Origin of the sequence: Streptomyces geranii (genome assembly GCF_002954775.1) — a bacterium.
Lineage (GTDB): Bacteria > Actinomycetota > Actinomycetes > Streptomycetales > Streptomycetaceae > Streptomyces > Streptomyces geranii.
In genome coordinates this window covers 1-23074 of sequence record NZ_PJME01000016.1, presented here as the reverse complement: position 1 = coordinate 23074, position 23074 = coordinate 1, and the positions used below count along the sequence as shown (strand labels likewise).

18 protein-coding genes are annotated in these 23074 nt (G+C 71.4%); 13 read left to right on the top strand and 5 right to left on the bottom strand.

The features are described 5' to 3' along the window. Positions 1-36 precede the first annotated feature (36 nt). From CW359_RS21890 to CW359_RS21855, 8 genes are all read left to right on the top strand, one after another. Positions 37-930, top strand: coding sequence for an intradiol ring-cleavage dioxygenase (locus tag CW359_RS21890; RefSeq protein WP_157968609.1), 894 nt, complete (start codon positions 37-39; stop codon positions 928-930). 184 nt (positions 931-1114) lie between these two features. After that, positions 1115-2032, top strand: coding sequence for an SCO3242 family prenyltransferase (locus CW359_RS21885; protein WP_198655339.1), 918 nt, complete (start codon positions 1115-1117; stop codon positions 2030-2032). A 100-nt stretch (positions 2033-2132) separates the two neighbouring features. After that, on the top strand, positions 2133-2981 hold the full coding sequence (locus CW359_RS21880) for a sugar phosphate isomerase/epimerase family protein (RefSeq protein ID WP_105971772.1): 849 nt from the start codon (positions 2133-2135) through the stop codon (positions 2979-2981). 197 nt (positions 2982-3178) lie between these two features. After that, a complete protein-coding gene (locus tag CW359_RS21875; RefSeq protein WP_232838518.1) occupies positions 3179-3757 on the top strand; it encodes an EboA domain-containing protein in 579 nt (192 codons plus the stop codon). Positions 3758-3759: 2 nt separating this feature from the next. Continuing rightward, positions 3760-4626: a TatD family hydrolase gene (locus tag CW359_RS21870; protein WP_105971770.1), complete on the top strand. Its 867-nt coding sequence runs from the start codon at positions 3760-3762 to the stop codon at positions 4624-4626. A 7-nt stretch (positions 4627-4633) separates the two neighbouring features. Next, on the top strand, positions 4634-5800 hold the full coding sequence (eboE, locus tag CW359_RS21865; protein WP_105971769.1) for a metabolite traffic protein EboE: 1167 nt from the start codon (positions 4634-4636) through the stop codon (positions 5798-5800). Positions 5801-5825: 25 nt separating this feature from the next. Then, positions 5826-7412: an alkaline phosphatase family protein gene (locus tag CW359_RS21860; protein ID WP_232838517.1), complete on the top strand. Its 1587-nt coding sequence runs from the start codon at positions 5826-5828 to the stop codon at positions 7410-7412. Beyond that, positions 7405-8595, top strand: a complete 1191-nt coding sequence (locus tag CW359_RS21855) for a cytochrome P450 (protein ID WP_105971768.1) — start codon at positions 7405-7407, stop codon at positions 8593-8595. The genes CW359_RS21860 and CW359_RS21855 overlap by 8 nt, the downstream gene beginning before the upstream one ends. A 42-nt stretch (positions 8596-8637) precedes the next feature. Here CW359_RS21855 and CW359_RS21850 read toward each other — a convergent pair whose 3' ends face one another. Continuing rightward, on the bottom strand, positions 8638-10881 hold the full coding sequence (locus CW359_RS21850) for a molybdopterin oxidoreductase family protein (protein WP_105971767.1): 2244 nt from the start codon (positions 10879-10881) through the stop codon (positions 8638-8640). Positions 10882-11273: 392 nt separating this feature from the next. Then, positions 11274-11945: a SanA/YdcF family protein gene (locus CW359_RS21845; RefSeq protein WP_105971766.1), complete on the bottom strand. Its 672-nt coding sequence runs from the start codon at positions 11943-11945 to the stop codon at positions 11274-11276. A 321-nt stretch (positions 11946-12266) separates the two neighbouring features. Here CW359_RS21845 and CW359_RS21840 point away from each other — a divergent pair, with 321 nt between their 5' ends. Together CW359_RS21840 and CW359_RS21835 are read left to right on the top strand one after the other, a co-directional pair. Continuing rightward, the gene (locus CW359_RS21840; RefSeq protein ID WP_105971879.1) at positions 12267-13136 is read left to right on the top strand and encodes a sirohydrochlorin chelatase; all 870 of its coding nucleotides are present in this window, start codon (positions 12267-12269) and stop codon (positions 13134-13136) included. 90 nt (positions 13137-13226) lie between these two features. Then, a complete protein-coding gene (locus CW359_RS21835; protein WP_105971765.1) occupies positions 13227-14474 on the top strand; it encodes a deoxyguanosinetriphosphate triphosphohydrolase in 1248 nt (415 codons plus the stop codon). A gap of 62 nt (positions 14475-14536) precedes the next feature. Here the strand turns inward: CW359_RS21835 and CW359_RS21830 are convergent, their stop codons facing one another. Continuing rightward, entirely contained in the window at positions 14537-16123 is a 1587-nt protein-coding gene (locus CW359_RS21830; RefSeq protein ID WP_105971764.1) for a M28 family metallopeptidase, read from the bottom strand. 261 nt (positions 16124-16384) lie between these two features. On the opposite strand from CW359_RS21830, the gene CW359_RS21825 reads away from it, so the two are divergent. After that, a complete protein-coding gene (locus tag CW359_RS21825; RefSeq protein ID WP_105971763.1) occupies positions 16385-17650 on the top strand; it encodes an NAD(P)/FAD-dependent oxidoreductase in 1266 nt (421 codons plus the stop codon). A 47-nt stretch (positions 17651-17697) separates the two neighbouring features. Then, entirely contained in the window at positions 17698-19608 is a 1911-nt protein-coding gene (dnaG, locus tag CW359_RS21820) for a DNA primase (RefSeq protein ID WP_105971762.1), read from the top strand. A 55-nt stretch (positions 19609-19663) separates the two neighbouring features. Here dnaG and CW359_RS21815 read toward each other — a convergent pair whose 3' ends face one another. Next, on the bottom strand, positions 19664-20653 hold the full coding sequence (locus CW359_RS21815) for a nucleotidyl transferase AbiEii/AbiGii toxin family protein (RefSeq protein WP_232838516.1): 990 nt from the start codon (positions 20651-20653) through the stop codon (positions 19664-19666). Further along, on the bottom strand, positions 20650-21336 hold the full coding sequence (locus CW359_RS21810) for a hypothetical protein (protein ID WP_105971760.1): 687 nt from the start codon (positions 21334-21336) through the stop codon (positions 20650-20652). Before CW359_RS21810 ends, CW359_RS21815 begins: the two co-directional genes overlap by 4 nt. 165 nt (positions 21337-21501) lie before the next feature. On the opposite strand from CW359_RS21810, the gene CW359_RS21805 reads away from it, so the two are divergent. Then, positions 21502-22881, top strand: coding sequence for an RNA polymerase sigma factor (locus tag CW359_RS21805; protein WP_105971759.1), 1380 nt, complete (start codon positions 21502-21504; stop codon positions 22879-22881). The last annotated feature ends 193 nt before the right edge of the window (positions 22882-23074 follow it).

Below are 23074 nucleotides of genomic sequence, written 5' to 3'. Positions count from 1 at the left end.
CCGCCCCGCGCACCGGCCCACACCTACCCTCCGCCCATGACCGACAGCGACATCACCGGCAAGGCGAACACCAGCGGCAGTGCGAACGCCGAAGGCAAGGCCGACATCAGCAGGCGCCGCGCCCTCGCGCTCACCGGCGTGACCGCCGGGGCGGGGCTGGGGATCGGGCTCACCTCGTGCTCCTCGGACTCCGACTCCGGCTCGGCGACCGTGGCCGACGACTCCCCGACCCCCTCTCCGGCGTCCTCCCCGGCACCCTCCGCGTCCGCCTCGGCCGTCCTGGCCGCCGACGTCTGCGTGCTCAACTCCAGTGTCACGGAAGGGCCTTACTACCTGGAGGACCAGCTCTTCCGGAAGGACATCACGGAGGGCAAGAAGGGTGTACCGCTCACCGTACGGCTGACCGTGCGCGACCAGACCGAGCGGTGCGGCCCGGTGGTCGGCGCGGCCGTCGAGATCTGGCACTGCGACGCCTGGGGCTACTACTCCGGGTACACCACGACCAGCCCGGGCGGCACCTCCGTACCCGCCGAGAGCGAGGACACCAGCGGCGCGAACGACAAGACCTTCCTGCGCGGCTTCCAGGCCACGAACGCCGACGGGGTCGCCGAGTTCACGACGATCTACCCGGGCTGGTACACCCCGCGCACCACGCACATCCACGTCCGGGTGCACACCGGCGGCAAGCGGGCCGACGACACCTACGAGGGCGGCAAGGTCGACTGGACCGGCCAGCTCTTCTTCGACGACAAGTACGGCGACGCGGTGTACAGGATCGCGCCGTACAGCCAGCATGTGGGCAGCTTCACCAAGTTGGCCGACGACATGGTGTACGGCGGTGGCGGCGCCAAGGACGGTCTGCTGACCCTGACCGGCGACACGGTCAAGGGTTTCACCGGGACCCTCACCGTCGGCATCGACCCCAACTGACAACCCTTGTCAACAAGATGCAGTTGTCACGTTCCTCACAGGGGGCAACATCGGATCGGAGTATTAGCTTTCAAGCAAATTCGGTAATGATTGGGCCATGAGTGACCGGAAAGCAATTCCCCACGCCGGTTCCGATCAACCCCTACAAGCTGCCAATTTTCAACTGCCCCCACTTTCCGACCTGCTGAGCCTTGTCCGGGCCCCGGCCGCGCTCAGTGTCCCCGGTGACATCCTCGCGGGCGCGACCGCGGCGGGCCGTCCCCTCGGCCCCCGGACGGCCGGCGCGATGGCCTCCTCCGTCTGTCTCTACTGGGCCGGCATGGCCCTCAACGACTACGCCGACGCCGCCGTCGACTCGGTCGAACGGCCCGGGCGCCCGGTGCCCTCGGGCCGGGTGCCGCGCCGCACCGCGCTGGCCGTCGCCACCGGTCTGACCGGCGCGGGCCTCGGCCTCGCGGCGGTCTCGGGCGGCCGGCGCGGACTCGCCGTCGCCCTGCCGCTGACCGCGCTGATATGGGCGTACGACCTGAAACTCAAGTCGACTTCGGCCGGCCCGGCGGCGATGGCGGGCGCACGGGCGCTGGACGTACTGGCGGGCGCGGTGGCGGGCGGCGGGAGTCCACCGCCGTCCAACTCCCGTGGCGGCGCCCTCGCCCGGGGTGCCGTCCCAGCCCTCCTCACCGGCGTCCACACGTACACGATCACCGCCCTCAGCCGCCACGAGATCTCCGGCGCACCGGCCCGGCTGCCCGCCACGACCCTGGCCGTGTCGACGGCCACGGCGCTCTCGACGGTGCTGCCCTCCGTACTCCCGGCACTGCTGCCGCCCCGGCGCGCGCTGCCCCGCGAGACGGCCGTCCGAACCGCCGTCGCCTCGGCGGGAGTCCTGGCCTACCTGGGCACCTACGGCAGGGCCCAGGCGCAGGCCGTACGCGATCCACGCGCGAGTTCCGTACGGCGTGCCGTAGGGGCGGGCATCCTCGCGATGGTCCCGCTGCAGGCGGCGCTCACGGCGCGCGCGGGGGCGCCCGTCGCCGCCGCACTCCTGGGTGCCGTGCACCCGGTGGCGCAGCGCCTGGCGAGACGGGTGTCCCCGACATGAGCGGCACGAACGACATGAGCGGTTCGGGCCGCGTGAGCGACACGAGCGGCGTGAGCGACATGAGCAGTTCGGGCGGCGTGAGCGACATGAAGGGCGGGCCATGGGCCTGAGATTCGGCTACGGAACCAACGGCTTCACCCACCACCGCCTCTCCGACGTCCTCGGCATCCTCGCCGACCTGGGCTACGACGGCGTCGCCCTCACCCTCGACCACAACCACCTCGACCCGTACGCCGACGACCTGGACCACCAAGTCACCCGCGTACGGCAGCGGTTGGCGCGACTCGGGCTGACCGTCACCGTCGAGACCGGGGCGCCCTACTTCCTCGACCCCTGGGGCAAGCACCAGCCGACCCTGATGTCCGGCGAACCGGACCGCCGCATCGACCTGCTGCGCCGCGCCATCCGCGTCGCCGCCGAACTCGGCTCGCCCACCGTTCAGTTGTGCAGCGGACCGGCCCCCGACGGCATACCGGAACCGGAGGCCTGGCGGCGGCTGGCCGCGGGTGTCGGGGCGGCGCTGGAGACGGCGGCGGCCTACGGCGTCGCGCTGGCCTTCGAACCCGAGCCGCACATGTTCGTCGACACCGTCGCCAAGTGTCTGCGGCTGCGTGAACTGACCGGCGGACACGAGCTGCTGGGCGTCACCCTGGACATCGGACACGCCCACTGCGTGGAGGAGCCGTCGCTGCTCGACTGCGTCGACCTGGCCGCGCCGCACCTGCTGAACGTCCAGATCGAGGACATGGTCCGCGGCGTCCACCGGCATCTGGAGTTCGGCGCCGGCGAGATCGACTTCCCGCCGGTACTGGCGGCCCTGACCGACCTCGGGCATCGCGGCCTGGTGTCCGTCGAGATCCAGGGCGGCGCCCTCGACGCCCCCGACATCGCCCGAAACTCCCTGGAGTTCCTGCACCGGGCCGAATCCCGACGCCTCCTCGCGTCCTGAACGCCCCCACTTTCGCAATTCGTTCACAACTGTTTTGCGATCTCTTTTGTCTCTGACATTCCCCTGACCGCCCTTTGGCCCCCTTTCTTTCTCATCTCCCCCTCCCTTTCTGGAACCCCGCCATGCCCAATTCCGGCACAGCCCCCCATCCCTCTCTCCCACTCACCCCCGAAGCCCGCGCCTGGCTCGACACCGCCTTGACGGAAATCGCCACGGCTCCCACCACCATCCGCACGCTCTTCCCCGCCGTCCGCCGCCACTGCGGACGCGCCCCGCTGCCCGACGGCCGGACCGTCGACGAAGCCGTCCGCGCCCTCCTCCTGGCCGCGCTGCCCCTGCGCGACCAGGCACTCACCGATGAGGTGGGAGCGCTCCACCGCTACGGCGATCCCGCCGAACAGCGCGCGGTCCTACGGGCGTTGCCCCGACTCGACCCCGAGGGCACCGGCCGCTTCCTGGACCTCGTACGGCAGACCCTGCGCGGCAACGACAACACGCTGATCGAGGCCGCCCTCGGCCCCTACGCGGCGGCCCATCTCCCGGCGGACGAATACCGCCAGGCCGTCCTGAAGTGCGTCTTCTGCGAGATCCCGCTCGCCCGCGTGGCCGGCCTCGACGACCGCGCCGACGCCGAACTCGCCCGCATGCTCGGCGACTTCGCCAGCGAACGAACGGCGGCCGGCCGCCCCGTACCCGAGGACATCGCCCCCTTCCTGCACCCCTTCACGACCAGCGGAACCACGACCAGCGGAACCACCATTCACGGAACCGAGTGACCATGCGCATCTTCGACCCCCACATCCACATGACCTCCCGCACCACCGACGACTACGAGGCGATGCACGCGGCCGGGGTCCGCGCCGTCGTCGAGCCTGCCTTCTGGCTCGGCCAGCCCCGCACCTCGCCCGAGACCTTCTACGACTACTTCGACTCGCTGCTCGGCTGGGAGCCTTACCGCGCAGCCCAGTTCGGCATCCAGCACTTCTGCACGATCGCCCTCAACCCGAAGGAGGCGAACGACCCGCGCTGCCTCCCCGTTCTCGACGAACTGCCCCGCTACCTCGCCAAGGACCGGGTCGTCGCGGTCGGCGAGATCGGCTACGACTCGATGACCAAGGAGGAGGACGAGGTCCTGGCCCGCCAGCTCCAACTCGCCGTCGAGCACGGCCTGCCCGCCCTCGTCCACACCCCGCACCGCGACAAGGCGGCGGGCACCCGCCGGACCCTGGACGTCGTACGGGAGTCGGGCATCGCCCCCGAACTCGTCGTCCTGGACCACCTGAACGAGCTGACGGTCGGCATGGTCCTCGACAGCGGCTGCTGGGCCGGCTTCTCCGTCTACCCGAAGACCAAGATGAGCGAGGACCGCATGGTCCGCATCCTCCGGGAGCACGGCCTCGACCGGGTGATGGTCAACTCGGCGGCGGACTGGGGCAGTTCGGACCCCCTCAAGACCCGCAAGACCGGCCTCGCGATGCTCGCCGACGGCTTCACGGCCGACGACGTCGACCGGGTCCTGTGGCGCAACCCCGTCGCCTTCTACGACCAGAGCGGACGCCTCGACCTGGACGACACCGACGGCGAGCCGAAGCCCGACGACACCTCGTCGTTCGAGGGCAACTCCATCCGGCGCGGGGGAGAGTGACCCGCCCGTGCGCTTCCGCCACCCCGACGGCACGCCCGTCCACCTCGCGTACTGCAGCAACGTCCACCAGGCCGAGGACCTCACCGGCGTCATCGCCCAACTCGCCGCCCACGCCGAACCCGTACGGAAACGGCTCGACGTCGGCAGACTCGGCATCGGCCTCTGGCTGGCCCGCCCGGCGGTCACCGAACTGGCCGCCGACGAGCGGGCGTTGAGCACTCTCCGAGCCGAACTGACGGCACGCGGCCTGGAGACGGTCACCCTCAACGCCTTCCCCTACGAGGGCTTCCACCGCGAGGTCGTCAAGAAGGACGTCTACCTCCCCGACTGGGCCGACCCGGCCCGCCTCGCCTACACCCTCGACTGCGCCCGCGTCCTCGCCGCCCTCCTCCCCGACGACGCCCGACGCGGCAGCGTCTCCACCCTCCCGCTGGCCTGGCGCACCCCGTGGCCGGACGAGCGCGCGGACACGGCCCGCCGCGCACTGGACCAACTGGCCTCCGGCCTGGCGCAGTTGGAGTCGGACACCGGCCGCCGTATCCGCGTCGGCTTCGAACCGGAACCGGGGTGCGTCGTGGAGACCACCACCCAGGCGGTACGGGAGTTCGCCGACGTCGACCACGACTACCTCGGCGTCTGCCTGGACGCCTGCCATCTCGCCGTCCAGTTCGAGGAACCCGGCGAAGCCCTCGCCCGACTGGCCGCCGCCGGACTCCCGGTGGTCAAGCTCCAGGCGTCCTGCGCGGTCGAGGCCCCCGACCCGACCGACCCACGCGCCCGAACCGCCCTGCGCGCACTGGCCGAACGCCGTTTCCTGCACCAGACCCGAACGGTCGCCGAGGAGACGGTGGTCGGCGTCGACGACCTCCCGGACGCCCTGGACGGCGACGCCCTCCCGGCCACCGGCCCCGCCACCCCCTGGCGCACCCACTTCCACGCCCCGCTGCACGCCGAGCCCGAGCAGCCGCTCCGGACGACCACCGGCACGCTCACCGGCGTCCTCGCCGGCCTGCTGGGCGGCCCCACGGCGGTCTGCGACCACATCGAGGTCGAGACCTACACCTGGACCGTCCTGCCCGAACCGCCCACCGACCTCGCCGCCGGCATCGCGGCCGAACTCGCCTGGGCCCGCGACCGGTTGACCGGCCTGGGCCTCAAAGAGGACCACTCATGACCGGCCCGGCCCCAAGGAAGCACTCATGACCGAAACCCCGAACACCGACCGGCTCGTCGTCCTGGACATAGTCGGCCTCACCCCCGCCCTCCTCCAGCACATGCCCGCCGTCGCCGCCCTCGCGGACCGGGGCTTCCAGGCCCCCCTCGGCACCACCCTCCCCGCCGTCACCTGCACCGCCCAGTCCACCTTCCTCACCGGCGAACTCCCCGCCACCCACGGCGCGGTGGCCAACGGCTGGTACTTCCGCGACCTCGGCGACGTCCTCCTCTGGCGGCAGCACAACGCCCTCGTCGGCGGCGAGAAGATCTGGGACACGGCCCGCAAACAGTCGCCCGGCTACACCGTCGCCAACATCTGCTGGTGGTACGCGATGGGCGCCGACGTCGACTGGACGGTCACCCCGCGCCCGATCTACTACTCCGACGGCCGCAAGGAACCCGACTTCTACACCTGGCCGCCCACCCTGCACGACGAACTCACCGAACGCCTGGGCCCCTTCCCCCTGTTCACCTACTGGGGCCCGAACGCAGGCATGCCCTCCACCCAGTGGATCCTGGGCGCCGCCCGCCAGGTCTTCGACGAGAAGAACCCCGACCTGACCCTCGTCTACATCCCGCACCTGGACTACGAACCCCAGCGCTCCGGCCCCCAGTCCGAGGCCTCCGTCCGCGCCGCCCGCCAACTCGACGACGCCCTGCGCCCGTTGATCGACCACTTCCTCACCGCCGGTGCCACGGTCGTGGCCCTCAGCGAGTACGGCATCACCCCGGTCTCCCGCCCCGTCGACATCAACAGGGCGTTGCGCCGGGCCGGTTTGCTGGAGGTGCACACCCAGGACGGCATGGAGTACCTCGACCCCTGGACCTCCCGAGCCTTCGCCGTCGCCGACCACCAGGTGGCGCACGTGTACGTCCGGGACCCGGCCGACGTACGCGAGGTCGCCGGGATGCTGAGCGAACTCGACGGCGTGGACCAGGTGTTGGGCCCGGTGGGCAAGGCGGCCCACGGCCTGGACCACGAGCGCTCGGGCGAACTGGTCGTGGTGGCGGACGAGGACGCCTGGTTCACGTACTACTACTGGCTCGACGACGACCGGGCCCCCGACTTCGCCCGCCAGGTCGAGATCCACCGCAAGCCCGGCTACGACCCCGCCGAACTCCTGTGGGACGACACCGTCCCCAACGTGAAACTACGGGCGGCAGGCCAACTCGCCCGCAAGAAGCTGGGCTTCCGCTACCGCATCCAGACGGTTCCCCTGGACCCCGCCCCGATCCGCGGCAGCCACGGCCGCCTCCCGACAGACCCCGACCACGCCCCCGTACTCCTGTGCTCGGCACCGGAACACGGCACGAAGTCGATCGCGGCGACCGAGGTGAAGGGCCTGCTGCTGAAACTGGCGGGCCTGCGGACGACGTCGACGACGGCGGACATGGCGACAGCGACCGGCGCTCACGCGAACGCGACGACCACCGCAGCAGACGTCAAAAGCACCACAGCCACAGGCAACGCCGCAGCCACAGGCAACGCCACGGGCACAGGCACAGACAACGCCACAGACACCAACAAGGCCGCAGCCCCCGACTCCGCCGGAGACACCGACCATGTCTGAGACCACCCTCCCCAACCTCCCCATGCGGCGCACCTCCCTGCTGGACCCGCCCGCCGAGTACGCCGCCCTGCGCGAGCGGAGCCGGCTCAGCCGCATCGCCCTCTGGGGCGGCAACACCCCCTGGCTGGTCACCCGGCACGAGGACGCCCGGGCCGTCCTGGCGGACGCCCGCTTCAGCTCCTCGAACCGCAGGGAGGGCTTCCCGGGCCTCCAGCCGACCCCGCCGCCGCCCACCCCGGGCCAGCTCTTCGCCATGGACCCGCCGGACCACACCCGGCTGCGCCGGATGCTGATCCCCGACTTCACCTTCCGCCGCGCCGAGGAACTGCGGCCGTCCATCCAGCAGTTGACCGACCGCCTCATCGACGACCTGGTGACCAAGGGCCCGGACGTCGACCTGGTCGAACACTTCACCCTGCCGCTCCCGCTGCTGGTCATCTGCGAACTGCTCGGAGTGCCGTACGCGGACCGGGAGTTCATCCACAGCCACGCCGCCGCCTTCGCCACCGTGACCGACGGACCGGAGGCGATGCGGGCGGGCTGGGGCGCGCTCTTCGGCTACCTCATGGAACTGCTCGCCGCCAAGACCGCCGACCCCGGCGACGACCTGCTGAGCAGGCTGGCGACCGACCGGGTGGCCACCGGCGAGGCAACCGCCGCCGAGGCGGCCGGACTTGCGGTCATGCTGCTCATCGCGGGCCACGAGACGACGGCGAGCATGCTGTCGCTGGGCGTGGTGACCCTCCTTGACCACCCCGCCCAACTGGCGGCGCTGCGCGCCGATCCGGAGCTGATCCCGGGGGCGGTCGAGGAACTCCTCCGCTATCTCTCGGTGGTTCACATCGGGATACGGCGTATCGCCACGGAGGACGCCGAGATCGGCGGGGTCACGGTCCGGGCCGGGGAAGGCGTCGTCATCGCCCTCCAGGCCGCGAACCGCGACCCCCGCACCTTCCCGGACCCGGACACCTTCGACATCACCCGGGACACCCAGCACCACCTGACCTTCAGCCACGGCCTCCACAACTGCCTCGGCCAGTCCCTGGCCCGCGCCGAACTCCAGATCGCCCTGCCCACCCTCTTCCGCCGCCTGCCGGACCTACGGCTGACGACCCCGCCCGAGGCGAACGCCCACGAGGGCCGCGCGGTCCACGGCGTAAGCAGCCTGCCGGTGACCTGGTAGTACCGATAGCGATAGCCCGACCTCGCGGACCCCGGGCCGCCGTCAGCCTCGTACGGCAACCTCCAGCCGTACCGCGCACGCCTTGAACTCCGGCATCCGCGAGGTCGGGTCGAGGGCGGGGTTGGTCAGCGTGTTGGCCCGGCCCTCGCCCGGCCAGTGGAACGGCATGAAGACGGTGTCGGGGCGGATCGCGGTCGTGATCCGCGCCGGCGCCACCGCCCGCCCACGCCGCGACACGACGGTGATGGCATCGCCCTCCCCGGCCCCCAACCGCGCGGCGAGCCGCGGATGCAGCTCCACGAACGGCCCGGGCGCGGCGGCGTTCAGCTCGTCGACACGCCGGGTCTGCGCCCCGGACTGGTACTGCGCCACGACCCGCCCGGTGGTCAACAGCACCGGATACTCGGCGTCGGGTTCCTCGGCGATCGGCCGGTACGTGACGGGCGCGAACCGGGCCCGCCCGTCCTCGGTGGCGAACCGTTCGAGGAAGAGGCGGGGAGAACCGGGATGGGGCACGGCCGGCGCGTGGAAGTTGGGCTCCTGCGACGGGCGGTTGTGCTTCTGCGGCTGGAAGTTGTGCTCCTGTGGCTGGCTGTCGGGCTCCTGCGACAGCCTTCCGGACTCATGAGAGAGGGCGTCTGACTCTTGCGACAGGGCGTCGGACTCCTGCGGCAGCCCGTCCGGCGCGGGGCACGGCCAGAAGACGCCGTTCTCGTCGGCGAGCCGCCGATAGGTGATCCCCGAGTAGTCGGCGATCCCACCGGCACTGGCCCGCCGCAACTCCTCGAAGACTGCCTCGGGTTCGACGGGAAACCCCTTCTCCACCCCGGCCCGGGCGGCGAGTTGATGCAGCACGTACAGATCACTGCGAACCCCGTCCGGGGGAGTGACGGCCTGCCGGCGCAACAGCACCCGCCCCTCCAGGTTGGTGGTCGTGCCGGTCTCCTCCGCCCACTGGGTCACCGGCAGCACGACATCGGCGAGCGCGGCGGTCTCGGACAGCACGACATCGGCGACGGCGAGGAAGTCCAGCGACTCCAGGCGCTGTTGGATGTGAGCGGCCCGGGGCGCGGACACCACCGGATTGGACCCCATGAGCAGCAGGGAGCGGATTCCGGTCCCGAGCGAGTCGAGAAGCTCGTACGCGCTCAGCCCCGGCCCCGGCAACGAGTCCGGGTCGACGCCCCACACGCCGGCCACATGGCGCCGCGCGTCGGGATCGGTCAGCTTGCGGTAGCCGGGCAACTGGTCGGCCTTCTGTCCGTGTTCGCGCCCGCCCTGCCCGTTCCCCTGCCCGGTCAGACAGCCGTACCCCGAGTACGGCCGCCCCGAACGTCCGGTGGCCAGGCACAGGTTGATCCAGGCGCTGACGGTGTCCGTCCCCTTGGACTGCTGCTCGGGCCCACGCGCGGTGAGCACCATGGCGGCGGAGGGCTCGCAGAACATCCGTACGGCGTCCCGGAGTTGGGGCACGGGCACACCGGTGATCCGCTCCACGTACTCCGGCCAGTGGGCCATCGCCGCCGCGCGGGTCTCCTCCCACCCGCTGGTCCGCTCCCGGATGTACTCCTCGTCGGTGCGCCCCTGCGCGACGACGAGATGCAACAGCCCCAGGGCGAGGGCGAGGTCGGTGCCGGGGCGGGGGGCGAGGTGCAGATCGGCCTGTTCGGCGGTACGGGTGCGGCGCGGATCGATGACGATCAACGTGCCGCCGTTCTCCTTGAGTTCGGTGAAGTAGCGGAGGGCGGGAGGCATGGTCTCGGCGAGATTGGACCCGACGAGGATGACGCACCCGGACTTGGGAATGTCCTCCATGGGGAAGGGCAGCCCCCGGTCCAGCCCGAACGCCTTGTTGCCGGCAGCGGCGGCGGACGACATGCAGAAGCGCCCGTTGTAGTCGATCTGGGAGGTCCCGAGGACAACGCGGGCGAACTTCCCCAGGGCGTAAGCCTTTTCATTGGTCAGCCCGCCCCCACCGAAGACACCGCAGGCGTCGGGTCCGTGCTCGGTACGCGTGCGGGTGAGCCCCTCGGCGACCCGGTCGAGGGCGTCCTCCCAGGAGGTGGGTACGAGGATCCCGTCCCGCCGGACGAGCGGCTCGGTGAGCCGCAGCGAAGGGGACAGCAGGGCGCCCGAGGTGCGCCCCTTCCCGCAGAGGGCGCCCCGATTGACGGGAAAGTCGACCCGCTCGGAGACGGTGACACCGCCGCCGTCCGCCGGCGCGAGGTTCATGCCGCACTGCAGGGCGCAGTACGGGCAGTGGGTGGGCGTCAGGGGGGTGTCCATGCGGCCCAGGGTGCGGCGACGGTGTTACGCGCTGGAGCGCCGCTGGTTACGCAGGGGGCACGGGGACCTCTTGGGCGGTGGGTGCGACCGGTGAGCTTTTCCTTCGCCCCCGCCGCCCCTACCCGTCCCATCCCCGGGGGCTGCCGCCCCCGGACCCCCGCTTTGTCCTCAAACGCCGGACGGGCTGGGGGTGCTGGCTGGCTACGCGGGTGACGGCGGTAGGCCTGTTTTCGGCTGGGGGTCCGGGGGTTATCCCCCGGGAGAATGCAGCGCCCGTCCGGCGTTTGAGGACGAGCGCGTTCAGCGCGATGCGGGGGTTCGGGGGCGGAGCCCCCGAAGGATGGGACGGGTAGGGGCGGCGGGGGCGAAAAAAAGCCACCCCCTCGCCCCCCTCACCCCCGCAACGCCCGCCCCACCCCCACCTCCACCGGCCCCAAGAACCGAGGATCAGGCTGAAACACCGCGTCCACCACAGCCTTCCCCGCCGCCAATATCTCCCTCGCCCCGCCGTAGTACCACGTCACATCATGCCGAGCCTCGACCCCGACCCCGTACGACTCCACCCCCGCCGCCTCGCACAACGCGACCGCCCGTCGGATGTGGAACCCCTGACTGATCAGCACAGCCCGGTCCACCCCGAAGATCTTCTTCGCGCGGACACACGAGTCCCACGTGTCGAACCCGGCGTAGTCGCTCACGATCCGCCCGTCGGGCACCCCGTGCCGGGTCAGATACGACCGCATCGCGTCCGGCTCGTCGTAGTCCTCCCGGCTGTTGTCCCCGGTGACGAGCACCACCTTCACCCGCCCCGCCCGATACAGCTCCGCCGCCGCGTCCAGCCGATGCGCGAGATACGGAGACGGCTCCCCACCCCACAGCCCCGCCCCGAACACGACGGCCACATCCGTACGCGGCGCGTCCGACACATCACGCAGCCGGTCACCCGCCACGACGAACATCCACGTGGCCGGCAGCAACGCCACCACGCACAGCAGCATCACGCCCTGCACCAGCCTCCGCTGCCCGGTACGGGTACGCGGCAGACGGGGTCTGCGGAGTCTCACGGGCGGTCCCTCCAGGTCGGCCTTCGACAGTCAGGGACGTGGGACGAGAGCCCCCGGTTCACGCCACCGCACGTGATCAGCCTCACTCACCCGCCCGAAACCCCAGGTCAAGCCACCTCACAGTGCCCTCCCACGGCACCGTGAACCTATGGCAAATCTCCGTTATCCTCGCGCAACGGGGTGGCAACCTCCCGCCGCGACCATCGGTCCATGACGCCGTCGAACACACCCCGCGACGAGTCCACCGCCATCCCCGCCACCGGCACGGGCCACGGCCCGCCGCCGCTCCCGGGGGCCGACCTCGACAGTACGGCGCACCTCATGAACCGGATCAGCAGCCAGCTCGCCGGCCGGCTCAGCCTCGTCCCGCTCGACGGCGGACGGCGCCCCGAGCCGCCCGCGCTCGTCGTGGTCGCCCACGGCAGCCGCGACCCGCGCGCGCTGAGCACCGTACGCACCCTCCTCGACCAGGTCCGCGCACTGCGCCCCGGCCTGCCGGTCCACCTCGGCCACATCGAACTGAACGAGCCCCTCCTCCCGGACACGCTCGACGCCCTCGCCGACCGCGAGGCGATCCTCGTCCCGCTGCTCCTCAGCCGCGGCTACCACGTCAAGCGCGACATCCCCGAGATGGCCGCGAAATCGCCGGCACGCGCACGCGTGGCGCCCGCTCTCGGCCCGCACCCCCTCCTGGTGGACGCCCTGCACGCCCGCCTGGTCGAGGCCGGCTGGCCCGCCCGCATGGACGCGGCCACGCGCGCGAAGACCGGGGTGGTCCTCGCGGCGGCGGGCTCCCGGGACCCCGAGGCCAAGGTCGACACGGCCCGCACGGCCCGCCTCCTCGCCGCCCGCCTGGGCGTCCCGGTCGTCCCCGCCTACGCGACGACGGCGGCCCCGACCGTCCAGGACGCCATCGAGGCCCTCAACGCCGACGGCCGTACCAGGGTGGCCATAGCCTCCTACTTCACCGCCCCGGGCCGCTTCGCGACAGAGTGCGAGGAGAAGGCCCCCTGGATAGCCGCAGCCCCCCTGGGCACCCACCCCGCGATGGCAAACCTCCTCCTCAACAGGTACGACCAGGCATTGTCAACGCCTCTGAGGGACGCCCACCCAAGGGGCGCGGGGCAGCATCAATTTGCGGCTCCGCCGCGGGGCGCGACAAGCCACCCACACCCCGCACTCGCCGTATAACCGCACCCGGCAACCGAAACGGCGCACCCCAACAGCGAACCCCAGCGGAGCGAACCCCCACTTGTCAGTCCCGGCCCGTACTGTCGACACATGCCGTACGACCTGTCGTCCACAGAACGCTGGGCCCCGGAACCGGACAAGCGCCCCGGCCGGACCGCCTTCCAGCGCGACCGCGCCCGAATCCTCCACTCGGCCGCCCTGCGCCGCCTCGCGGGCAAGACCCAGGTCGTCACCCCTGGCACCCGCAGCCACAGCTGGGACGCCAGCCCCCGCACCCGCCTCACCCACTCCCTGGAATGCGCCCAGGTCGGCCGCGAACTGGGCGCCGCCCTCGGCTGCGACCCCGACCTCGTCGAGGCCTCCTGCCTCGCCCACGACCTAGGCCACCCGCCCTTCGGCCACAACGGCGAACAGGCGCTCAACGAGTTCGCGGAGGACTGCGGCGGCTTCGAGGGCAACGCCCAGTCACTGAGGCTGCTCACCCGCATCGAGCCCAAACGCTTCACGCCGGAAGGCTCCGTCGGCCTCAACCTCACCCGCGCCGTCCTGGACGCCGCCACCAAGTACCCCTGGCCGCGCGGCGCCCACCCCACCGACCCCGGGTCACCCAAGTTCGGCGTCTACGAGGACGACCGCCCCGTCTTCGACTGGCTCCGCAAGGACGCCCCCGGCACCCGTACGACCTTCGAGGCCCAGGTCATGGACTGGGCGGACGACGTCGCGTACTCGGTGCACGACGTCGAGGACGGCCTGCACGCCGGCCACCTCGACCCGGCCGCCCTGCACGCGCGACCGGAGCGCGAGGCCGTCTTCGCGGTCGCCCTCGGCCGGTACGTCCCCGCGGACACCGACCCGGCCGAACTGGCCGCGGCCCTGGACCGGCTCCAGGACCAGCCGTGGTGGCCGCACGGCTACGACGGCTCGGCCGGTGCCCAGGCCAGCCTCAAGGACGCCACCAGCCAGCTCATCGGCCGCTTCTGCCTCGCCGCCGAGGGCGCCACGCGCGCGGCGTACGGCAGCGGCCCGCTCACCCGGTACGCCGCCGAACTCGTCGTACCGCACGAGGCGAGACTGGAGTGCGCGGTCCTCAAGGCGGTCGCCGACCGGTACGTCATGCAGCGGGCCGAGCAGGAGATGCTCCGCGCGGACCAGCGGATCGTCGTCGCGGAGCTGGCCGAGGCGCTCACCGCCCGCGCACCGGAGGGCCTGGAACCGCAGTTCAGGGCGCTCTTCGACGAGGCCCCCGACGACCGCGCCCGCAAGCGCGTGATCGTCGACCAGATCGCCTCCCTCACGGACGCCGCCGCCCGCTCGCTGCACGCCCGCCTGACAGCCTGAAGGGGCACGCGGGGGAGTGTGAACTCCCACGCGCGCCCCGATGCGCCACTCCACGACAGGTGTTACTCCACGACCTCGTCGTGGCCGGGGTGCAGCCCCCCACCGCTCCCGTCCCCGCCCGTGGTGGGCGTCGACACGACCGGCGTGCTCAGCGAGCTGAGGTCATGGGCGTAGGTGCCCACCGCGTTGGCGATGACCCCGATGTTGATGCCGAAGGCCTTGAGGCTGATGTTGTCCAGGTCGTCGCACGCCGCGTGGTAGCAGGAGTCGTACGCGACGCCCGCGGTGCCGCCGAACAGCGCGGCCTGGGCCTCGGTCTTGATGCCCTCGGCGCCGGTGAAGGTGCCGCCGGAGGGGATGCCGACCGCGATGAACGGCCCGTAGTCGGAGCGGCCGGAGAAGTCCGTGCCCTCGTGCGGCCTGCCCTTGGAGTCGAGGAACGCGTTGATGTCCCGCTCCAGCTGCGCCGACCCCTCCGGTCCCGGACCCGCGCCCGTGGCGTCCGAGTCGTCGCCGTCGTACACGAACTGGGCGTAGTTCGGCGACGCGATCATGTCGAAGTTCAGATAGAGCTTGATCTGCGCGCGCTGCGCCTCGGTGAGCCGCTCGACGTACGACTCCGAGCCGACCAGGCCCAGTTCCTCGGCCGACCAGAAGGCGAACTTCACCTTGTTGCGCGGCTGCTTGCCGTACCTGGTGTTGTCGGCGAGTTCCTCGGCGACCTCCAGGATGCCGGCCGAGCCGGAGCCGTTGTCGTTGATGCCGGGGCCCTCGGTGACCGAGTCGAGGTGGGCGCCCAGGAACACCGTGTTGTTCGCGTCGCCGCCCCGGGTCTCCGCGACGACGTTGTTCGTCGTGCGGTTCTCCAGCAGCTGGCGGACCTCGAAGTCGATGGTGACCTCGCCCGCCGCGACGTCGGCGGCCAGCGCCTCGCCCTCGGCCTGGCTGAGACCGGCGGTCGGGATACGGCCGCTCGCCGCGTCGCCGAGGGTGCCGGACAGGACGCCCGCGGTGTTGTTGTAGATGATCGCGCCGAGGGCCCCCGCCTCGGAGGCGACGAGCTGCTTCTGCGCGAAGGTGCAGCCGCCGCGCTTGATCAGCGCGATCTTCCCGGTGAAGGCACCGGCCGCGTAGTCCCCGGCCTCACAGCCGGGAGTGGCGTCCACGGTGGCGGCGGCGAGCGCGGCCGTGATGCCGCCCACGGGCGTCGACTTCGTGTACGTCATCGCCGTGATGCCGAGTTCGCGCGGCGCCGGCGAGACGACGGAGGCGGTCTCGGCGAGGGTCTCGATGTAGACGAAGTCGAAAGTGTCGTACGAGACCTTGTAACCGGCCTTCTTCAGCACCCGGTAGACGTACTGGGCGGACTTGTCGTGGCCCGGCGTACCGGCCGCGCGGTTGCCGCCGTTGGCGTCGGAGATGGCCTGCAGCGCCTTCAGGTGCTTGTACGCGTCCTTCGCGGACGACTCCTTGACCAGGGTCTTGGAGAGCTTCCTGGCGTCGGCCGCCGGGCTGCCGTGGCCGCCGCTGCCGCCGTGCGCGCCGGCCGTCCCGGCCGAGGCGAGCAGCAGCGGTGTCGCGAGAGCGGTGGCGGCGATGACCGCGACGGCTCTGTGCGAGTGGGACGATGCTTTGGGTAATACGTTCACAGAGGTCCTTCCCCAGGGATGTGCGAACGAGGTGGGAGGGACGGTAGCGAGCTACGCGGTTCACGAGAAGAGGGCATCTGCAACTCGTGTTCGGTTTCGCCGGATTGGCCGCATGCCGTGCGTCCACCGAGCCTGTCCCCGGGCGTCAGGATGCTGCCCGGATGTGACCCTCCGTGGGCCTGATCGGCCCACTCCCTCTTCCCCCATCACGCTCCGTGCGGGAGGCTCGCATGTGGCGGCACCGTTACGAGGAGGCATCAAGTGGTCGACGCGGATCAGACATTCGTCATCATCGGAGGCGGACTGGCCGGCGCGAAAGCGGCCGAGACGCTCCGGACGGAGGGCTTCACGGGCCGCGTGATACTGATCTGCGACGAACGCGACCACCCGTACGAGCGGCCCCCGCTCTCCAAGGGCTACCTCCTCGGCAAGGAGGAGCGCGACAGCGTCTTCGTCCACGAACCCGCCTGGTACGCGCGCAACGACATCGAACTCCACCTCGGCCAGACCGTCGACGCCGTCGACCGTACGGCGAAGACCGTCCGCTTCGGCGACGACGGCACCCTCGTCCACTACGACAAGCTGCTCATCGCCACCGGCTCCGAACCGCGCCGCCTGGACATCCCCGGGACGGGCCTCGCCGGTGTCCATCACCTGCGCCGCCTCGCGCACGCCGAGCGCCTCAAGGGCGTCCTGGCCGCGCTGGGCCGCGACAACGGCCACATCGTGATCGCCGGGGCGGGCTGGATCGGCCTGGAGGTCGCGGCGGCGGCCCGGGAGTACGGCGCCGAGGTGACCGTCGTCGAGCCGGAGCCGACCCCGCTGCACTCGGTCCTCGGCCCCGAGCTGGGCAACCTCTTCGCCGAGCTGCACCGCGAGCACGGCGTCCGCTTCCACTTCGGCGCCCGCCTCACGGAGATCGTCGGCCAGGACGGCATGGTCCTCGCGGCCCGTACGGACGACGGCGAGGAGCACCCCGCCCACGACGTCCTCGCGGCCATCGGCGCCGCCCCGCGCACGGGCCTCGCGGAGGCGGCGGGCCTGACCCTCGCCGAGCGCGCCCACGGCGGCGGCATCGCGGTCGACGAGAACCTGCGCACCTCCGACCCCGACATCTTCGCGGCCGGTGACGTGGCCGCCTTCCACCACGCCCTCTTCGACACCAGGCTCCGCGTCGAGCACTGGGCCAACGCCCTCAACGGCGGCCCGGCGGCGGCCCGCGCGATGCTGGGCCGCGAGTCGACGTACGACCGCGTGCCGTATTTCTTCTCCGACCAGTACGACATGGGCATGGAGTACTCGGGGTGGGCACCGCCCGGCTCCTACGACCAGGTGGTGATCCGCGGAGACGCGGGCAAGCGCGAGTTCATCGCCTTCTGGGTGAAGGAGGGCAGGGTGCTGGCCGGGATGAACGTCAACGTGTGGGACGTCACAGAGACCGTCCAGCAGCTGATCCGTTCCCGGGCCCAGGTGGACACGGAGGCCCTGGCGGACCCGCACGTACCGCTGGACAGCCTCGTCCCGTAGCGACGCCGAGGCACGGGACTGTCGGTGGGCCCCCGTAGAATCACCGCGTGGCCGGAAGGATCAACGACGAGGACGTGAAGGCGGTTCGGGACGCGGTCCCGATCGACGCCGTGGTGTCCGAGTACCTCCAGCTGCGCAACGCGGGCGGCGGCAACCTCAAGGGCCTGTGCCCCTTCCACGACGAGAAGTCACCGTCCTTCCAGGTCAGCCCGAGCAAGGGACTCTTCCACTGCTTCGGCTGCCAGGAGGGCGGCGACACCATCACGTTCGTGATGAAGGTCGACCACCTCTCCTTCTCCGAGTCGGTCGAGCGGCTGGCCGCCCAGGCCGGCATCACCCTGCGGTACGAGGAGGGCGGCTACAACCCGGCGGGCCAGCGCGGCGAGCGCATCCGCCTGGTGGAGGCCCACAAGATCGCCGCCCAGTGGTACGTGGAGCAGCTGGCCACGACCTCCGAGGCGGACACGGGCCGCAAGTTCCTCGCGGAGCGCGGCTTCGACCAGTCGGCCGCCGAACACTTCTCCGTCGGCTACAGCCCCCAGGGCTGGGACCACCTCACCCGCTACCTCCGCGGCAAGGGCTTCACGGACAAGGAACTCCTCCTGTCCGGCCTCGCCCAGGAGGGCCGCCGGGGCCCCATCGACCGCTTCCGGGGCCGTCTGATGTGGCCGATCCGCGACATCGGCGGCGAGGTCGTCGGCTTCGGGGCGCGAAAGCTCTACGAGGCGGACAACGGCCCCAAGTACCTCAACACCCCCGACACCCCGATCTACCGCAAGTCCCAGGTCCTGTACGGCATCGACCTCGCCAAGAAGGACATCGCGAAGGTCAGCCGCGCGGTCGTCGTCGAGGGCTACACGGACGTCATGGCCTGCCATCTGGCGGGCGTCACGACGGCCATCGCGACCTGCGGCACGGCCTTCGGCACCGAGCACATCAAGATCCTCCGCAGGCTGCTGATGGACAACGGCTCGGCCCGCGTCATCTTCACCTTCGACGGCGACGCGGCCGGCCAGAAGGCGGCCCTGCGCGCCTTCGAGGACGACCAGAAGTTCGCCGCCGAGACGTACATCGCCATCGCGCCCGACGGCATGGACCCCTGCGAACTGCGCCTCGCGAAGGGCGACCAGGCCGTCGCCGACCTCGCCGAACCCCGCACCCCGCTCTTCGAGTTCGCCCTGCGCCAGATCGCCACCCGCTACGACCTCGAAACCCCCGCGGGCCGCGCCGCCGCGTTGGACGAGGCGGCCCCGATCGTCGCCCGCATCAAGAACAGCGGCGCCCAGCACGAGGTCGCGGTCCAGCTCGCGGGCATGCTCGGCATCCTGGACACCCAGTTCGTGGTCAAGCGGGTGGGCCAGCTGGCCCGTTGGGCGAAGGACCGGGGCGGCAAGGGCCCGGCCCCGTCCGGCGGACAGCACCAGGGACAGCCGTACGAGCAGACCACCCGCCCGGCCGGCCCCTCGGGCCCCGCCCTGAACCTCCGCAACCCGGTCTACGCCACCGAACGCGAACTCCTCAAACTCGCCCTCCAGCGCCCCGAGTTGGTCTCCCCGGCCTTCGACGCCTACGGTATCGACGAGTTCACGGCCGCCCCCTACGCCGCCGTCCGCCAGGTGATCATGGAAGCGGGCGGCGCGGAGTACGGCGCCCAGGACCCCCAGGAGTATCTGGTCCAGGTCCGCGAGGTGGCCCCGGACAACACCGTCCGCTCGATGGTGACGGAGCTGGCGGTCGAGCCGATCATGCGCAGAACGGTCGACGACGTGTACGCGGGCGATGTGCTGGTCACCGTCCGCCGCAGAGCGGTGGGACGCCGTATCCACGAGGTCCAGGGCACCCACGCCCGCCTGACCACCCAGGGCGACCCGGCCGAACTGGCCGCCGTGCAGAACGAGTTGTGGGTACTCCAGCAGTACGACCTGGCGCTCCAGAATCAGGGAGCGGCGGCACTCTGACTGCCACTGCCACTGCCACTGCCACTGCCACTTCCACCGCCACCGCCGCCTGCCGTCACTCCCGCCCGTCGAAGGTCGGCGTCACCGCCCGTACCAACCGGTCCGCGAACTCCCGCTCCCGGTCCGCGAGTTGCGGGTACTCCATGACGAAGTGATCCCACTCGACGTACCCCACCGCCTCCACGACATCCGCCAACAGGACGCGCTCACGGCCGTGCTGGGGCCACTCGCCCGAGAGCCGGAACACCTCGTGCAGCAGCTCTTGGGGGAGCGGATACCGCTCGGCCAGCAGCGCGGCGTCGTACAGGTCCTTGCCCTGCGCGTAGCCGTCGTTGATCAGCCACATCAGCTTCCAGGCCAGCGACAGCGCGGGCGTCGCCGCCCAGACCACCGCGCCGCCCGGCAGCTCCACCGGCACCGGCGGCTCGGCGAGCCGCTCGTTGAAGACGAAGTCCAGCTGCACATGCCCGCCCGGCAGCCCCGGCGCGGACCAGGGCAGCACCATACGGCGGCCCGGCACCCGGTCGTAGGTCCAGATGTCCTCGACCACCGCGTCACGCGCGGAGAACCCCACCTCGCCGTCGCCCCGGGCCTCGGCGGCTGCGGCGATCCCGGCGAGCATCCGCCCGGCAGCGGGGTCGGTGATCGAGAGACCGGGCGGTACGACGACGAAGTCCAGGTCACCGGGCTCACGGGCGGCGTCGCCGAACCACATCGCCATCAGCACGCTCCCGCGCAGCACCAGCGACTCGGCCCACTCGGACCCGGCGATCGCGTCGAGCACCAGGTCGAGCGCCCGGCGCCGCGCGGCCCGCCAGGCCTCACCCCGGGCCGGGTCCGCGAAGCCCGGGTCGGCGGCCCGGAAGGCGTTGTCGTGCTGCTTCAGCGCCGGTTCGAAGATCAGCCGCTGTACGACGTCCTCGCCGGGCACGGTACGCAGGGTCAGGGGCAGCCCCTGAGCCTCCCGGGTCCGGTCGTCCAGGGCGTCCTTGGGCGCGTCGAGGCCGGCCGCCACTCGCCTGCGCCAGGTCCACTTGTTCCTCACGCCCACACCTCCCGTACCTCGGGCACGGTCACGACCGCGCCCCCGCTCTCCTCGCCGGTTTTCCCGGCACGTACCTCGGCACTTTCCTCGATCCACCCGTCGTCGACGGACAGATCACTGTCGTACAGCACGAACTCCCGCTCCACGCCCACCACTTCCACCACGTCCAGTGCACGCAGCTCTCCCAGCAGCCGCTCCAGCGCCCGCCCCGCGCCGACGGCATCCACTCCCCGGCACCGCTGCGTCACGAACCGCTCGGTCCACCGGCCGCCGCCGACCACCCGACGGGCGTTCCACGACAGATGGGCGCCGTACGGGACGACCCGGGCGGCGAGGGCGTCGAGATCGGCGTCCGAGGGCAGCCGCAGCTTCACGTGATGCTCGAAGTACCGCTCGTCCGGGCAGGGTTGGCGCGGCACCTCGGGAGCCCACGGCGACGACTCGATCTTGACGCGCACCGGTTCGAACCCGTCCGCCCGCAGCAGCGCCGCGACTTCCCGGGCCCGGGCCGATTCGTCGGCGTACGACGGGGAACCCGTGAGGGTGAGCATCGGCTGGACCGGCGTCCGGCCGCGGGCGAGGACGATGTGCGTCAGCTTGAGCCCCGCGGTGGCCGCCCAGCGGTCCAGCCGTTCCGCCTCGGCGGAGCCCGGGCAGCGGACGGTGATGTGCGTTTCGTACACGTGAGTTGAGCGAAGAGAACCGGACACGCAGCGATCGTGCCAGGTCGGACCCCGAACAAGCACTCGGGTTTGACGCGACGGTAACCACGCGGTCACGGACCGGACCCAAAAAGTGGTCGCACGCCCCTCGTGGCGGCTGTGTGTCGTACTCCACACTGGGTTCCGGTGCCTGAGTCCTCGGAGCGCGGCCGACCCGTCCACAACGGGTCCGACACCCCCGCGGTTCCGCTCAACGCGTACGGGACGGACAGCGGCGAGGCCGCCCCCTCCGCCCCCCGAGTACCGCTGCCGTACGCCTCAGCAGCGATCATCCTGGAGGTCGCCCCCGTGCAGACCCAGACCCTCACCCAGACCGACAGCAGTACCGCAACGACGGAGCCCGACGCCGAGACCGAGGTCATCGCGGCGGTGCCTCCGCAGAGCCGCGCCGCACACCATCCGGAGACGGCGGAGCCCGAGGGCGCCCCGGACCTGGACGGCCCCACAGGGGACGAGGTGGAGACCGAGGAACAGATCGAGCCGGTGGAACCGATCGACGTGATCGAGCCGGTCGAGACGGTCGATGTGATCGAGACGATCGAGCCGGTGGAGCCGATCACGCCGCGCCGCGCTCCCGCCCGCGCCGACACCAGCGGGCCCTCCTCCGACCTGTTCCGCCAGTACCTGCGGGAGATCGGCCGTATCCCGCTGCTCACCGCCGCCGAGGAGGTCGAACTCGCCCGCCGGGTCGAGGCCGGCCTGTTCGCCGAGGAGAAACTGCGGCTCGCCTTCGACCTGGACAGCCAGTTGGCGCTCGACCTGGACAAACTGGTCGTCATGGGCCGGATGGCCAAGCGCCGTCTGATCGAGGCGAACCTGCGCCTGGTCGTCTCGGTGGCGAAACGGTACGTGGGCCGCGGCCTGACGATGCTCGACCTCGTCCAGGAGGGGAACCTGGGCCTGATCCGCGCGGTCGAGAAGTTCGACTACGCGCGCGGCTACAAGTTCTCGACGTACGCGACCTGGTGGATCCGCCAGGCCATGTCCCGCGCCCTGGCGGACCAGGCCCGTACGATCCGAGTGCCCGTGCATGTGGTCGAGTTGATCAACAGGGTGGTCCGGGTCCAGCGCCGGATGCTCCAGGAGCGCGGCTACGAGCCGACACCCGAGGAGGTGGCAGCCCACCTGGACCTGCTGCCGGAGCGGGTGAGCGAGGTGCTGCGGCTGGCTCAGGAGCCGGTGTCGCTGCACGCGCCGGTGGGCGAGGAGGACGACGTGGCGCTGGGCGACCTCATCGAGGACGGCGACGCGGCGTCCCCGGTGGAATCGGCGGCGTTCCTGCTGCTGCGGGAGCACCTGGAGGCGGTGCTGTCGACGCTGGGGGAGCGGGAGCGAAAGGTGGTCCAACTCCGTTACGGGCTGGCGGACGGGCGTCCGCGCACGCTGGAGGAGATCGGGCGGATCTTCGGTGTGACGCGAGAACGGATCCGCCAGATCGAATCGAAAACCCTGAACAAACTGAGGGACCACGCGTTCGCGGACCAACTCCGGGGCTACTTGGACTGACCCCGACTTTTCCTCGCCCCCGCCGCCCCTACCCGTCCCATCCTTCGGGGGCTCCGCCCCCGAACCCCCGTTGTCGCGCTGAACGCGCTCGTCCTCAAACGCCGGACGGGCTGAGGGGTGCCGGCCCGCGCTGCATGGTGCCGGCCGGCGCTTGGCTTACCAGCCCGGCCGGCGCTTGGTTTTTCAGCCCGTC